The sequence below is a fragment of the Paenibacillus peoriae KCTC 3763 genome (assembly GCF_000236805.1).
Lineage (GTDB): Bacteria > Bacillota > Bacilli > Paenibacillales > Paenibacillaceae > Paenibacillus > Paenibacillus peoriae.
The window spans coordinates 649,786-664,327 of the sequence record NZ_AGFX01000011.1; the positions used below are offsets into that span (position 1 = coordinate 649,786).

A 14,542-nucleotide genomic window follows, 5' to 3' on the forward strand; every position below is an offset into this window, starting at 1 on the left:
AAATCATTTTAAAAAAGAGAGGTTGATAAGTATGGCACGTTTTCTGGAAGGCAATCTTGTATCGGATGGTTTAAAATATGGTATTGTAGTAGGAAGATTCAATGAGTTTATTACAAGCAAGCTGTTAAGCGGTGCAATTGACGCACTTCAACGACATGGTGTACAGGAAGATGAGATTGATGTGGCCTGGGTTCCTGGTGCTTTTGAAATTTCACTGATTGCACAAAAAATGGCCGCAAGCGGCAAATATGATGCTGTTATTACGCTAGGGACCGTGATCCGTGGTTCTACTTCACATTATGATATTGTCTGCAACGAAGTGGCAAAGGGTGTGGCGGCAATCAATCTGAAAACGGGTGTACCCGTTATTTTTGGTGTCGTGACTACAGAAAATATTGAGCAGGCCATTGAGCGTGCAGGCACGAAGGCTGGTAATAAGGGTTGGGATTCTGCGCTGGCTGCAATTGAAATGGCGAACCTGGGCAAGCAATTTTAATGATATAAGCAACTGAATAAGAACGGTGTAATTGCAAAGCGAAAAAGGGATTGGATTGTTAAGCAAGGCGATGACGTATATACTACAGAAAGAGGGATTGATAACGTCGAGCATACGTGCTATGGGGAAAGGTATTGTTGAATGATGATTGGAGTAAGGCAGGGGGAAGCACATTGACAGTCGTAAATTACAAGCTGGAAACATTCGAAGGTCCGCTGGATCTGCTATTGCATCTGATTGATAAAGCCGAGATCGACATTCAGGATATCCCGATTAGTGATATTACGGATCAGTATATGGCTTTTTTGCACAGTATGCAGGAGTTGGAACTGGACATTACGAGCGAGTTTCTGGTGATGGCGGCGACGCTCTTATCGATTAAGAGTAAATTGCTGCTTCCCAAACCACCTGTGATGGAATATGACGATTTGGATTATTATGAAGAAGAGGATTATGATCCGCGCGAGGAACTGGTTCGCAAGCTGGTGGAGTACCGTAAATATAAAGGAATTGCTCATCATCTGAGTGAACGTGAATGGGAACGGAGTCTGATTTACGGCAAAGAGCCGGAAGATCTGAGTGCATTCCTGCCCACCGAACCTGTAAATCCGGTGCACGGGCTGCATACGAGCGATTTGGTCGCGGCCTTTCAGCGTGCATTGCGTAAAGCAGAACGACGTACGACGGTAACTCGTGTCCACCGGGATGAAATTTCAGTCAAGGACCGCATCCGGCAGGTTGTCGGGGTGTTAGAGGGACTCGGGACAGGAGGGCGGTTTCTGTTCTCCAAGCTGATGCATGAGGATATGTATCGGCATGAAGTGGTAGTAACCTTTTTGGCGATTCTCGAACTGATGAAAATGAAGCAAATTTTCTGTTATCAGGAGAAGATTTTCGATGATATTGTAATGGAGTGGAGAGGGGATTTACGGGTTAATGGATTATCTGAAGCTGAAATCAATTATTGAGGGACTGTTGTTTCTCGCGGGAGAGGAAGGATTGTCCGCCAAGCAGATCGCCGACATTGTAGAGCAGCAGCAAGAGCTGGTTGAAAAAAGCCTGGAAGATATGAAGCAGGATATGGAGCAGGGAGGAAGAGGTCTGCAACTTGTCCGTCTTGCCGGGAATTATCAACTTGCAACCTTACCTGAGCATGCACCCTATTTTGAAAAGCTCGCTTATTCTCCGGCACGTGCCTCACTGTCTCAAGCGGCTTTGGAAACACTGGCCATTGTGGCCTATCGCCAGCCCATTACAAGAGTCGAAATCGAAGATATTCGGGGTGTCAAATCCGAGCGGGCCATACATACGCTGGTCAACAAGGAGCTTATTGAGGAAAAAGGTCGGGCAGAGGCCATTGGACGGCCGATATTGTACGGAACGACAAAATCATTTCTGGATTATTTCGGTCTAGGCTCTCTCGCGGATTTGCCGCAACCGGAGATGTTTGAGGATTCGGACAATCTGGAGGAAGAGACACAATTATTGTTCGAACGTCTGGAGAGCAGCCAGCCAGCTGCAAACGATCCGGATCTTGAAGCCTGATAAGAAAAGAAACAGCCAGTTCTCCGCAGAGAGGGACTGGCTGTTTGCCATTTTAGGATGAATGATTTTCCTGTGAAGAACCCATACTATTTTTGCCATGGTATATCCATAGAAAAAGGTTGGGAGGACTCGCCAGTGTGGAAATGGATCGGTATCGCCATCATCGTCATCATATTACTTGTGCTGGCTGTTTTGCTCTCTCGTATCCGATGGAAGCTTGATATTGCCAAGCATGATAGTGATGATCGGGCGCATCTGGAGATCAGATTTCTGTACGGGTTGATCAAAATCAATTATGATATTCCAGCTATTCTGATAGCAAATCTGCAAAAAGGGCTTCTCTATCGGCTTGACCGCAACAAAAACATACATAAAACCGATGCTTCCGTGGATAGTGGAAATATTGATGCAGAAAAAATCAAGCAATTTATACACGATGTACGAGTTTTGCTCAAAGGAACGAAAGCCTTAAGTCACTGGCTGCGGCATACGTTAGCCCATGTGACGATGTCCAAAATGGAATGGTCCACCAATATCAGTCTTGCTGACGCAGCCTATACGGCTACCTCAACCGGTATTCTATGGGGGCTGAAAACGACGCTGATCGGTTTTGTTTCCAGCTTTGTACACATGAACTGCACGCCCAAGCTGTTTGTTGTACCCTATTGGGCAAATCGTCTGCGTTTTACTACCACTTTGACTTGCGAAGGAAATGTGTCGCTCGGATATTTATTTTTTTCCATGCTCATTTTAGCTTATCGTATATGGCGCGTTCCGGGTGGACCGGAAGCTTGGAAACGGGTTTTATCCAAGAAGCCCACCCGGCATGAGGGATGAGCGATACATATTTTCTAAGTGCTCTGAGCACAATAGCGAAAGAAAAGGCAGTCTACGCTTGAAAATAAGCAGAGGAGGAATAATCATGTCAGATCACCCGATTCAAGGGCTCATGCAAACCGCAATGGAAAACATCAAAGCCATGGTAGACGTAAATACGATTGTGGGAGAAGCGGTGGAAACACCCGATGGTGCCGTTATTTTGCCAATCAGTAAGGTGGGGTTTGGTTTCGCAGCCGGGGGAAGTGATTTTAATGTTGATGAAGAGGTACTTCATACTTCCTCGGCAGCGGGTAATCATAGCGGGAAGGAAGGGCATCCGTTTGGTGGCGGTAGCGGCGGCGGTGTATCTATTCAACCGATTGCTTTTCTGGTTGTTGGCAAACAGGGGGCACAAATCGTTCCTTTGGACAATCAAACACATCTGATTGAGAAATTAATCGACTCCACCCCCTACCTGATCGATAAGGTTCAGTCTATCTTCCGAAATGCAGGCGACGACATGCAAAATCCAAAGGTAACTGTAGATGTCACTACAAATCAAGATCATAGTCACTCTGGTCCGGCTTACTTGTAAAGATTATTGAACTAAAAATGTTTCTTCGGGAAGGGTTCCCAAAGCCCAAGCAAGGGCTAAGGAATACCTTCCTTTTGCTTGCATTTGTTTCTATGCTCGAATATACTGCCTTCCACCAATGACTGCATGTATGCCAAGATTTTGTTCCCGGTGATTCGAACCATGCAGCAAGCAATCAGCTTCACGGTTCTCTTCGGGAGCAAACTGGGATAAATAGCTGAAGTCCGGATAAATCACCTCATCCGTTAAATAAGCAGATATGGTAGCCCCCGGCTTGCGATGCTGATTGAGGGAATCAATAATGCCTTTTGCTGGCAAGATGCCGATCCCATGTCCATAAAACGAGTCCTCCTCCTTCATCTTAACGACATTTTCTCCTTTCCACTCCAATGTTTCGGGTGACACTTCCGGGTTGTTGAAATACAGGATGTCACCAGGAGACGCTTTATGACTTCCTTGCTCCTGTATGAGCTTGAGGTCACTGTCATAGTGCCAATCATACAACAGCATATCTGCAAAAATCCGGTTAAATTCACTTTCCAGAATGGAATCCAGCACTGCTTTGTACAGTACAATCACCATAGCTGTTGCACATTCAAAGGCATATTGATGACCATGTATAAAGATATCCCTGATCCCCTGCGCCGGAGTAACACCTGCTTTGAGTTGAAATCCACCTTTTGCCGTCAAATCCCAAAACTGCGGATTACGACGCGCGGTTGCAAAAGTGGCAAAGGATACGCCACTTCGATCCAATGCCTCTGCGGACTCTACAATCCGGGATCTCAAGATCGATTCAAACTGTAGGCGCTGCATGCTGTACCCCCATCCATATTAAATATTTAGCTACTCAGGATCTTGCAAATCCTTAACTACATATATATGTGATCAGGAGTGTAAATTGCCTGATCAGGCTACCTTATAGAGGAATTTTCTGTTATAAAGGTGGACATACTTTGAACAGCTTGGACATAGAATGGTACAAGACTTGCTCAAAACCGGAGGAATCCAAATGTTTAAAAAGAAGCAACACATCCACGCGGGCCAAAACCAGCCTTCGTCTAATGGACGCGCCTTTGTTTTGCCGCTGGCACTGCTGCTTATTGTGTCATTGCCGCTCGCATTGCTGAGTCCACAGCCTGTTCGGGGTGCGATGAAGACAGAGGTATCCCCACCTGCATTAAAAACCCATGCACAGGCCTCCTCTTTAATTGATGTCACATCAGGAAGAATCATATATGCTACCGAGGGTGACCGGGAGCTGCGTATTGCCAGCCTGACCAAAATTATGACTGCTATTGTAGCTATTGAGCACGGACGTTTGCAGGATCAGGTAAAGGTCAGTTCGACGGCTTATGCCAAAGAAGGGTCCTCAATTTTTCTGCGAATGGGTGAACAAATGACGCTGGAAAATATGCTGTACGGTCTGATGCTGCGTTCCGGAAATGATGCCGCTTCTGCCATTGCCGAGCATGTGGGTGGGACAGAAGAGGGATTCGTTCATTTGATGAATGAAAAGGCGGTTCAGCTTGGGCTAAGCCATACGCATTTTGCTAATCCTCATGGACTGGATGTCGAAGGGCATTATTCCTCAGCGAACGATATGGCCCGGCTAACCGCTTATGCGCTTCATAATCCAACCTTTGCACATATCGTTAAGACAGAACTGAAAAAAGCACCGAATCCCAACGATCCCTGGGATTACTCGTGGCGTAACAAGAACAAAATGCTGAGGCTCTATGAAGGGGCAGATGGTGTGAAAACTGGCTACACCAAAAAAGCCTTTCGCTGTCTGGTCAGTTCGGCCACGCGGGACGGTCGCCAGCTTGCTGCCGTTACTTTGAATGACGGGGATGATTGGAATGACCATGCACATATGCTGGATTACGGGTTTCGATATTATCCACTCATTCCGATTACGGACAAGCAACAACCCATTAACGGCTATCCGCTATTGACGGGCGCGAGCTTTGCTTATCCACTGCACGACGATGAGAAGAGCCAACTGCACAATAGATTAGTGCTGTATAAAAAGTCCCGCTTTGCTGGCAGATCGGACGTATCCTTTGGTTTACGAGGGCGTGTCGAGTTTCTACTGGAAGGCAAACTGATCGGTTCTGTTCCTGTGTATGCAAAAGGTAGCAAGCTACCCACCCAAAGAACGATACAGCCAGGACAGGAGGTTCCAACGGATCAAGCTCCTGTAAGCAGCACTCAGCAACGCAGCTGGACAAGCGGATGGAGTGTGATTATAAGAAATCTGTTTGGAGTATAGGAGGGATCAATCATGATTCATCTCATATGGGTGGCTTTGATTTTTATCGGATTTGTATTTGCTGCTGCACAGGGAAATATTGAGGTAGTAACGAAGGCAGCTTTTGATGGGGCGGCTACAGGTGTTACGGTGTGCTTTGGATTGATCAGCGTGCTTGTGTTCTGGATGGGCATGATGAAGCTGGCCGAAGACGGCGGGCTCTTGCAGAAAATATCCAGGCTGCTTGCTCCCATCGTTGCCTTTTTATTCCCGGATGTTCCGCGCAATCATCCGGCTATGGGCTACATTTTGTCCAATATGAGCGCCAATCTGCTGGGCCTGGGCAATGCAGCGACTCCAATGGGCATCAAGGCAATGCAGGAGCTGCAAACACTCAATCCCGACAAGCAGACCGCAACACCAGCCATGTGTACGTTGCTGGCGTTAAATACGGCCAGCATTACGTTGATCCCCACGACGTTGATTGCGATTCGGCTTAATTATCATTCCGCAAATCCGACGGAAATCGTCGGCACGACACTGGTGGCAACTGCGATAGCAACCTTTGCTGCGATAGTGGCAGATCGTTGGTACCGTGGTCGAGAACTGCGCCGTCCCCCAGCGAATCCGCCGTCTCAGACCGCATTGACGCCACAGCCTCCTCAAACCACGGCAACCCCTGCGTCCTCTTCGACAGCGCCGCCTGTATCTTCACATGCAGCTCGACGGACGGGCATCACCGCTGTCCAGAACAGGGATACCACTTGGAAAGGATGAGGGAGGCATGCTCTATTTTATTAACCTCATATCGACTTGGGCCATTCCGGCTATTCTCGCTTTTATTCCTTTATATGCATATGTCAAGAAAGTGCCCGTCTACGATTCCTTTGTGGATGGAGCCAAGGACGGCTTCTCTACCGCGATCAGCATCATTCCTCATCTCGTAGGCATGATGGTAGCGATCAGCATTTTTCGAGCCTCTGGTGCTTTGGATTATTTGATATCCTGGGTTACACCATGGATTAAAAGCTGGGGCGTCCCCGGTGAGGTACTGCCTTTAGGGCTGCTCCGTCCATTGACGGGCACCGGTTCGCTTGCGTTCACGACAGATCTGATTCGCACCTATGGCCCGGACTCTATGATCGGTCGGATCGCTTCAACCATTCAGGGCAGCACGGACACAACTTTGTATGTACTGACTGTATATTTTGGTGCGGTAGGTATCCGCAATGGACGATATGCTCTGAAGGTAGGACTATTTTCTGACGTGGTTGGTTTTGTCGCAGCCATTGCAATTTGCCTGCTTGTATTTTGATTCCTGCATCGTTTTTTGAACGGGGGTTGTGATTTTGTTCGTAGATGGGTATCATTAGCATGAGGTGAATTAGCGAACATGGAAAGATTGCAGAAAATATTGGCCCAGGCTGGTGTAGCGTCCAGACGGAAATGTGAAGAGCTCATTCAGGCGGGCAGCGTGGAAGTGAACGGGGTTGTCGTAACAGAGCTGGGAACGAAGGCGGACCCTGATCAGGATATAATTACGGTAAAGGGTAGACCGATCAAAACCGAGAAAAAAATCTACCTGATGATGAACAAGCCCAAAGGGGTTATAACGAGCGCCTCTGATCCGGAAGGTCGAAAAATCGTGTCCGACTACCTGAAAGGTGTCAAGGAACGTGTGTATCCGGTAGGTCGTCTGGATTACGATACTGAAGGACTGCTGTTACTTACCAATGACGGCGAGTTCGCCAATTTGCTCACCCATCCCAAGCATCATGTGCCCAAGACATATGTAGCGACTGTCAAAGGCGTTCCGCATGGTACCGAACTGGACAAGCTGAAAAAAGGGATTGTGCTGGAAGATGGCATTACTGCACCAGCCGAGGTAGAATATAAAGATGTAGACCCGGATGGTAAGGAGTCTGTTATCCAAATTACCATCTATGAAGGTAGAAATCGCCAGGTAAGACGGATGTTTGAGGCTATTTCACATCCGGTTATCAGACTTAAACGAATTGCCTTTGGGGATCTTTTGCTGCAAAACTTGAAGCGTGGTCTGACCAGACCTCTCACCAAAGACGAAATCAACCGTCTCATTCAACTTGCCAAATCAGACAACACGAAAAAGAAACGGACAGGACGGGGGTCATAACCCCGGCCTTTTTGGTGTAAAGAGACTGTTGAACAAGAGTAAAGTTTGACCACGCGCGGGAAAATAGTAAAATAGAGAGAATGCTTTTTTTAGCGAAGGGGCTGGGAATATGTCAGAACATAGCAACCGCATATTAATTGTAGATGATGAAGAACGCATTCGCCGCCTTCTGCGGATGTATCTGGAAAAAGAAGGTTATGAAATTGATGAAGCCGAGGATGGGGAGATTGCTCTCCAAAAAGCGACTGCGAGCGATTACAGCATTATTTTGCTGGATGTGATGCTTCCGGGGATAGATGGGATTGAAGTATGTACACGCCTGCGTCAGACCAAGGCGACGCCTGTCATTATGCTGACCGCCAAAGGCGAAGAAGTAAACCGCGTACAAGGCTTTGAAGTTGGGGCCGATGATTATGTGGTCAAGCCTTTTAGTCCACGGGAAGTCATTTATCGGGTTAAAGCAATTTTGCGCCGTTCTTCGGAAACTGCCTTTCTAACCAAAGAAGCGGTCCCAAGCAATAGTATCGTTTTTCCAAATCTTATTATTGAGCATGATGCACACCGGGTAAGTGCAGGCGGAATTGAGATCAGTCTCACCCCCAAAGAGTACGAGCTGTTGCACTATTTGGCAGTGTCGCCGGATAAAGTCTTCTCGCGCGAAGAACTCCTGAAAGATGTATGGAATTATGAATTTTTTGGTGATCTGCGCACCGTCGATACACACGTGAAGCGGCTTCGTGAAAAACTGAATAAGGTATCCCCAGAGGCAGCGGCTATGATTACAACCGTTTGGGGTGTAGGCTATAAGCTGGAGGTTCCAAAATAACGTGAACTTTTGGAGATCACTGGTAGGCAAGCTGTGGATCACCATCATTTGTCTGGTAGGCTCTGTGCTTATTTTCCTGGGACTTTTTTTGTTGCCGTATATCAACAGAAATTTCGCGGCGCATGAATCGACGGAAATCAAGCATTTGTTTACCTATACATGCATTGTCGGATTTTTATTAACGACCTTTTTTGCTTTATTTCTTTTTACCAAAATCACACAGCCTATGCAGCTGTTGATTCAGGCGGCGAATGCCATTCGTGAGGGAAAGTATGATACACGGCTTTCGCTGGTGACCAGTGATGAGATCGGAGAGCTGGCGAAAACCTTTAATCATATGTCTACGGAACTGGAAGCGACGATCCGCAGTCTGAATGAGGAGAAAAACCATCTATCCAGTGTGCTGCGAAGCATGTCTGACGCTGTAATTACCTTTGACAGAAGCGGGCAAATTATTTTGACGAATCCGCCTGCGCAAACTTTGCTGGATAGCTGGAAAGAGCTGGAATGGCAAGGACATGATCAGAAGGAGTTTGGAGCACCTGTACCAGATCCGTTGCTGCCACTGTTTCATACGGTTATGGACAAGGGAGAGGACGTCGGAGACCATATTCATGTAAAGAATGGCTCCTGGTCGGTACAGATGGCCCCCTTGTACACAGATAATGTAATTCGCGGTGCGGTAGCTGTGCTTAGGGATATCACAGAAGAAGTGAAGCTTGAAAAGATGAGAAGCGACTTTGTAGCCAATGTATCCCATGAAATCCGTACACCATTATCCATGATGCAGGGCTACAGTGAAGCGTTGCTTGATGGTATGGCTGGTTCACCGGAGGAATCCGAGGAGTTGGTGCAGGTCATCCATGATGAATCATTGCGCATGGGAAGGCTGGTTAAGGATTTGCTTGATCTGACCCGCATGGAGGCAGGTCATACAGACATATATCGTCAGGAAGTGAATGTGAACGAGCTGATCGAGCGTGTTCACCGTAAATTTACGGTACGCTCGAAGGAGCGGGGGCTGACTCTTGTTTATCATGATCAGGGCCAACAGCTGCTGTTGGCTGATGCGGATGAGGATCGGCTGGAGCAGGTACTGACCAATCTGTTAGATAACGCGTTCAGGCATACACCCGAAGGGAAAAAGGTTACTATGGAGGCGGATCTGATGTTGGGAGAACGCCATGAGCTTGTGCGCATCCGGATTAAGGATGAAGGTGTGGGCATTGCCAGCGAGGATTTGCCTTATATTTTTGACCGTTTTTACAAGGCTGACAAGGCCAGAGTGCGAGGCGAGGATAAGGGCACAGGCCTGGGACTTGCTATTGTCAAAAATATTGTAGAGGCTCACGGAGGCTCTATCTCTGCTGCCAGCATATTGGGAGAAGGGACAGAGTTCACGATTCTGTTGCCGATCTCCAAAAAACCAAAGTCAGCTTCTGTCACAGTCTAAGGAAAATTAGCTGATTACCCTGTTCGAAAGCATCCTCGGAAGAGGGTGCTTTTTGTTGAAAAATCAACATTTATCTTGTTCAACGTGGAACATTCAGCACCAAGATAGATGCTTGAAATTGGCAATAGAAAAAAGACGCCTGATTACCCAGGCGCCTCACTTTTATAGGGAAAGTAAATGTATTTTCTTTAGCACAGGCTATAATTAATCTAGCACTACTTCTTGAGCGGTATTCAGTTCCGGCAACCCAACCAGCTGAATCAGCACGTCTTTTGGCACAGCTTTATCAACGGTCAGGATCATGATGGCTTCACCGCCGACAATTTTACGTCCGACCTGCATGGAGGCGATATTGACGCCGTTCTCACCAAGCAGGGTGCCGACACGGCCGATAATGCCTGGCTTGTCATTGTGGGAGATGAGCAGGAAATGGGCTTCTGGTGCCACATCAACCGGGAATTGGTTCAACTGAACGATACGTTCGCCATAACCTGCAAGCAGGGTGCCGGCTACACGTTGCTCCTCGCCACTTTGCGTTTTGAGCGTAACGGTGATCAGGTTCGTAAAGCCCTTGGTAGCCGGTGCCTGAGATACGACCAAATGGATGTCGCGTGTTTTGGCAAGATGTACAGAGTTTACAATGTTCACATCACTGCCGAGATGACGGCTCAGTACACCTTTCAAAATATATCGGGTCAACGGCTGCGTATCAACAGAGGACAAATCCCCAGCGTAATCCACCTGGATTTCACGTACAGCCTGATTCGTCACTTGAGCGGCAAAGCTGCCCAGCTTCTCGCCAAGCGAGAAATACGGCTGCAATTGCGTCATCACATTGGATGGAACAGGAGGCATGTTGACCGCGTTTTTAAACGGCTCATCACGCAAAATGTGCAGCACCTGCTCGGATACGTCGATGGCTACGTTCTCTTGTGCTTCGACCGTTGAGGCACCCAGATGCGGTGTGACGATAATTTTTGGATGGCTCAGGAAAGGGTGGTCCTGTGCTGGCGGTTCCGACTCAAATACGTCAAAGGCTGCACCGGCCACAATTCCTCCATCAATGGCTTCAACGAGAGCCGTTTCATCGATAACCCCGCCTCGGGCACAGTTAATGATACGCATACCTTTTTTCATTACTTCAAACTGCGGGCGTGAAATCATATGCTTGGTTTCCGGTGTTAAAGGTGTGTGTACGGTCATGAAATCTGCGTTGCGAATGATTTCGTCCACGCTGGCCAGCTTGATGCCCAGCTTCTCGGCACGTTCTTCCGTCAAAAACGGATCATAGCCGAGAATGTTCATGCCAAAGGCTTTGGCGCGTTTGGCTACTTCGCTGCCGATGCGTCCCATACCGAGGACGCCAAGCGTTTTGTTGCGCAGCTCGACGCCGAGGAATGTTTTACGATCCCATGTACCGGCGATGGTTTTGGCATACGCCTGTGGAATATGGCGTGCCAGAGCCATCATCATGGCAAAAGTATGCTCACATGTCGTAATTGTGTTGCCGTCAGGAGCGTTAATTACGATAATCCCGCGTTGCGTTGCTGCCTCAAGGTCGATGTTGTCCACTCCGACGCCGGCGCGTCCGACAACCTTGAGGTTTTTACCTGCAGCCATGATGCGTTTGGTTACCCGGGTCTGGCTGCGGACGAGCAGTGCGTCATAGTCACCAATAATTTGAACCAATTCATCCTCGCTGAGACCTGTGTTCTTGTCCACCGTAACATCGTCTGCATCCATCAGCTGCTGAATGCCCAGGTCACTGATTGGATCGGATACTAACACTTTAAACATTTGGTTTCCTCCTCAAAGTTAACTTCTTTTATGGACAGGATGTACTTCTAACTGAAATACATTCCATAAAGAACATGAAAAAACTTGAAATGCTTCTAAAAGTACAGGAGAGCGTGGCAAACACTTGTGTGATAACGCATTGACGCAGAAAAGGGATGAAATAGCATTACACACCGAGCTTTCGGTCAAAGCTAATGGGCAAAAGCTCTGTGGGGAGCCGCTTTGCGGTTTTCAGGCATCAAAAAAACTCCCGAATCACATACTATCTCCATAGTAAGGGACGAGAGTTATCGTGGTACCACCCTAATTCGCAGCCATTTCGCAACGGACTGCCTTCAGCGGTCATAAAATGACCGAAAGGATAACGGTTTTCTGCCGATTGCATCTAATGCCGGAATAAAATTTCCTAGGCCTCGGTGCAATAACTCAGGAGCGCTGAAGAACATTACTTCGCCATCGGCTTCCACCCAAGCACCGATTCTCTGAGGACGAAATCAAGTTCTTTTCTCCATCATGGTTGTTGTCGTAAATAATTTTTTCATAATGTATCACGGCTTACATGGCCATGTCAATAGGAGATGCGACATGTATAGATAGCTGGCCAGATAATAGCTATAATATGCTAAATAATTAAGAATTAGGTCTCCTTGAATCCGCCCGATTTTTTGGCTATGATGCTAAAGAAGACTATGCAGAGGACTAACTAATCATGAAAAAGCTTAAAGTGAAATGGAAAAGAGCGCAAATTCACGAATTGAATGACCGCTTGCTGCTTTACAATTTGTATCTAACCCAGGGACTGACCCTGCTGGTCGGTGCAGTCTGGATTATTTTTCAGCAAAGAAATGTGTTGGAACTGTTTGCCTTGCCGAAGAGTTTACATGTCTTGTGGTGGGGACTGGGATTGGCTGCTGCTATGCTTCTGGTGGATCTGGTGTTATCCCGAGTTATGCCTGAGGATGCGATGGATGACGGCGGTATTAACCAATTGCTGTTTCAAAATCGTCCGATTTGGCATATTATTTGTATAGCTGCCGTCGTCTCGATCTGTGAGGAACTTTTGTTCAGAGGTGCGATTCAGTACAGCTTTGGACCTTATTGGACAAGCATTTTGTTTGCAGTCATCCATATCCGATATTTGCGGCATTGGATTCCAACAGGCTGGGTATTCCTTAGCAGTTACGGATTGGGCTACATCTACGTACAGACCGGCAGCCTATGGGCGCCGATCATTTGTCATTTTGTGATTGACCTTATATCCGGTTTAGCGTTACGTTTTCGGAGGTATGAAGAATGAATCGGGAGCTTAGCAGAGTGCAGACCTATGGTAGTCGTCGAAATGGTCGCAAAGTCAAGGAGGAGGACAGGTCCAATTCAAAACCAGTTCGTTCCCGTGCTTCACGACCCGTGCCTAAATTGGCCCACATTGACGCTGCACCAGAAGTTGCTGTGATGATGGAGGATGACGCTCCTGTCAGTGAGTACGGTACGCGGGCAGAAATGTTTCCGTCCCGCCGCATCCGGGTAAGCAAGTGGTTTTTAAATTTTTTGAGTACTCTTTTTGTACTTATTACAGCAGCGTTACTATGGTGGGGTATCAAGGGAGCACCACCGATCAGTAAATTGCTCTGGTAATAAAAGGGTGTATGAAAAAGGCCTTTATCTCCGCACAAGCTTATGCGGAAGATGAAGGCCTTTTTTGGAGTTAGCTGGCAGGAATCTCAATGCTTTGCGGGTCAACAAACTGGTAACCCTTTTGCTCCAGGCGGGTCAATAGACTATCCAGCGCTTCAGCTGTCCATGGCAGTTCATGCATCAAAATGTTGCTGCCAGGATGTAGCTGCTCCGTTACATTTTTGAGAAGCGCATCCGTTTTATTAGGCTGACTCTTCTTCATAGTCCAGTCCAGAGAACCGACGGACCAGGTCATGTACAGAAGACCGTTTTCCTTGGCAATCTTACGGCCTACGTCCCCGCCTGCACCATGTGGAGGGCGAAAAAACACAGGTGCTGAGCCCGTTATATCCTTGACTATTTGTTGCACGGTTTCAATCTGCTTTTTGACCTCAGCCTCCGATTTGTTTTTCAGCACGATGTGATCCCAGCTATGGTTGCCGATGGGCTGTCCACGGTCATGGATAAGCTTGAGCAGCTCAGGATGCTCCTTCACACGGTAACCGTTTACGAAGAAAATAGCTTTGGCCTTGTGCTTGTCCAGTGTATCAATGATTTTATTAATCATGGCTGCTTCCTTGGGCCCATCGTCAAAGGTTAGCAAAATTACCTTTTTTTCCACTCCATCTTGATTGGGCACCACATTATATGCTTTGTCCAAATGATAAGTTTTATCGGTGGCAGCCACCGTGGCTGAATCCCCCGATTTGCTGTTGTCAACGACGGATTTGTCATGTTGTGTCGTTGTTTTACCTGCTGAGTTATGGTCTTTAGGGTCTGTTTGATTACCGTTGCTTGTCTCAGACGCCGCTGGAGTCTGGTTGTTGCCGGCAGCCGCCGATTCCGGCTTGTTCGCCGTGCAAGCACTAAGCAGCAGACATGCAGTCAATAAAATGGCTGCTGTTTTTGTACCCATTAATTCATCTCACCT

At 47.4% G+C, this 14,542-nt stretch carries 16 protein-coding genes; 13 read left to right on the forward strand and 3 right to left on the reverse strand.

Annotated elements, in window-relative coordinates; all coding sequences use genetic code 11:
- Nucleotides 1–31: 31 nt before the first annotated feature.
- The 5 genes from ribH to ytfJ all read left to right on the forward strand — a co-directional run bounded on the left by ribH (nucleotide 32) and on the right by ytfJ (nucleotide 3,455).
- On the forward strand, nucleotides 32–496 hold the full coding sequence (gene ribH / locus KQI_RS0105440) for a 6,7-dimethyl-8-ribityllumazine synthase (RefSeq protein ID WP_007430874.1): 465 nt from the start codon (nucleotides 32–34) through the stop codon (nucleotides 494–496).
- A 173-nt stretch (nucleotides 497–669) separates the two neighbouring features.
- The gene (locus KQI_RS0105445) at nucleotides 670–1,464 is read left to right on the forward strand and encodes a segregation and condensation protein A (protein WP_029390035.1); all 795 of its coding nucleotides are present in this window, start codon (nucleotides 670–672) and stop codon (nucleotides 1,462–1,464) included.
- Nucleotides 1,433–2,041 (forward strand): SMC-Scp complex subunit ScpB, encoded by a 609-nt coding sequence (gene scpB / locus KQI_RS0105450; protein WP_010345726.1) that lies wholly within the window; start codon nucleotides 1,433–1,435, stop codon nucleotides 2,039–2,041. The genes KQI_RS0105445 and scpB overlap by 32 nt, the downstream gene beginning before the upstream one ends.
- Before the next feature lie 135 nt (nucleotides 2,042–2,176).
- Complete coding sequence (locus KQI_RS0105455; RefSeq protein WP_010345728.1) at nucleotides 2,177–2,878, forward strand: DUF2953 domain-containing protein; 702 nt, start codon at nucleotides 2,177–2,179, stop codon at nucleotides 2,876–2,878.
- Nucleotides 2,879–2,963: 85 nt separating this feature from the next.
- A complete protein-coding gene (ytfJ, locus tag KQI_RS0105460; RefSeq protein ID WP_010345729.1) occupies nucleotides 2,964–3,455 on the forward strand; it encodes a GerW family sporulation protein in 492 nt (163 codons plus the stop codon).
- Nucleotides 3,456–3,545: 90 nt separating this feature from the next.
- On the opposite strand, the gene KQI_RS0105465 is transcribed toward ytfJ, so the two are convergent.
- Nucleotides 3,546–4,271: a hypothetical protein gene (locus KQI_RS0105465; protein ID WP_010345730.1), complete on the reverse strand. Its 726-nt coding sequence runs from the start codon at nucleotides 4,269–4,271 to the stop codon at nucleotides 3,546–3,548.
- A gap of 196 nt (nucleotides 4,272–4,467) precedes the next feature.
- On the opposite strand from KQI_RS0105465, the gene KQI_RS0105470 reads away from it, so the two are divergent.
- The 6 genes from KQI_RS0105470 to KQI_RS0105495 all read left to right on the forward strand — a co-directional run bounded on the left by KQI_RS0105470 (nucleotide 4,468) and on the right by KQI_RS0105495 (nucleotide 10,140).
- Nucleotides 4,468–5,730: a D-alanyl-D-alanine carboxypeptidase family protein gene (locus KQI_RS0105470; protein ID WP_010345731.1), complete on the forward strand. Its 1,263-nt coding sequence runs from the start codon at nucleotides 4,468–4,470 to the stop codon at nucleotides 5,728–5,730.
- 12 nt (nucleotides 5,731–5,742) lie between these two features.
- Nucleotides 5,743–6,486 (forward strand): nucleoside recognition domain-containing protein, encoded by a 744-nt coding sequence (locus KQI_RS0105475; protein WP_010345732.1) that lies wholly within the window; start codon nucleotides 5,743–5,745, stop codon nucleotides 6,484–6,486.
- A gap of 7 nt (nucleotides 6,487–6,493) precedes the next feature.
- The gene (locus KQI_RS0105480; RefSeq protein ID WP_010345733.1) at nucleotides 6,494–7,024 is read left to right on the forward strand and encodes a spore maturation protein; all 531 of its coding nucleotides are present in this window, start codon (nucleotides 6,494–6,496) and stop codon (nucleotides 7,022–7,024) included.
- Between the two features lie 78 nt (nucleotides 7,025–7,102).
- On the forward strand, nucleotides 7,103–7,861 hold the full coding sequence (locus KQI_RS0105485) for a pseudouridine synthase (protein WP_007430865.1): 759 nt from the start codon (nucleotides 7,103–7,105) through the stop codon (nucleotides 7,859–7,861).
- A 109-nt stretch (nucleotides 7,862–7,970) separates the two neighbouring features.
- The gene (locus KQI_RS0105490) at nucleotides 7,971–8,687 is read left to right on the forward strand and encodes a response regulator transcription factor (RefSeq protein WP_010345734.1); all 717 of its coding nucleotides are present in this window, start codon (nucleotides 7,971–7,973) and stop codon (nucleotides 8,685–8,687) included.
- A gap of 1 nt (nucleotide 8,688) precedes the next feature.
- The gene (locus KQI_RS0105495; protein ID WP_010345735.1) at nucleotides 8,689–10,140 is read left to right on the forward strand and encodes an ATP-binding protein; all 1,452 of its coding nucleotides are present in this window, start codon (nucleotides 8,689–8,691) and stop codon (nucleotides 10,138–10,140) included.
- 204 nt (nucleotides 10,141–10,344) lie between these two features.
- On the opposite strand, the gene serA is transcribed toward KQI_RS0105495, so the two are convergent.
- Nucleotides 10,345–11,937: a phosphoglycerate dehydrogenase gene (gene serA / locus KQI_RS0105500; RefSeq protein ID WP_010345736.1), complete on the reverse strand. Its 1,593-nt coding sequence runs from the start codon at nucleotides 11,935–11,937 to the stop codon at nucleotides 10,345–10,347.
- 709 nt (nucleotides 11,938–12,646) lie between these two features.
- Here serA and KQI_RS0105505 point away from each other — a divergent pair.
- Together KQI_RS0105505 and KQI_RS0105510 are read left to right on the forward strand one after the other, a co-directional pair.
- Complete coding sequence (locus KQI_RS0105505) at nucleotides 12,647–13,234, forward strand: type II CAAX endopeptidase family protein (RefSeq protein WP_010345737.1); 588 nt, start codon at nucleotides 12,647–12,649, stop codon at nucleotides 13,232–13,234.
- A complete protein-coding gene (locus KQI_RS0105510) occupies nucleotides 13,231–13,572 on the forward strand; it encodes a hypothetical protein (RefSeq protein ID WP_010345738.1) in 342 nt (113 codons plus the stop codon). Before KQI_RS0105505 ends, KQI_RS0105510 begins: the two co-directional genes overlap by 4 nt.
- 70 nt (nucleotides 13,573–13,642) lie before the next feature.
- Here KQI_RS0105510 and KQI_RS0105515 read toward each other — a convergent pair whose 3' ends face one another.
- Nucleotides 13,643–14,527, reverse strand: coding sequence for a polysaccharide deacetylase family protein (locus KQI_RS0105515; protein WP_010345739.1), 885 nt, complete (start codon nucleotides 14,525–14,527; stop codon nucleotides 13,643–13,645).
- Nucleotides 14,528–14,542 lie beyond the last annotated feature (15 nt).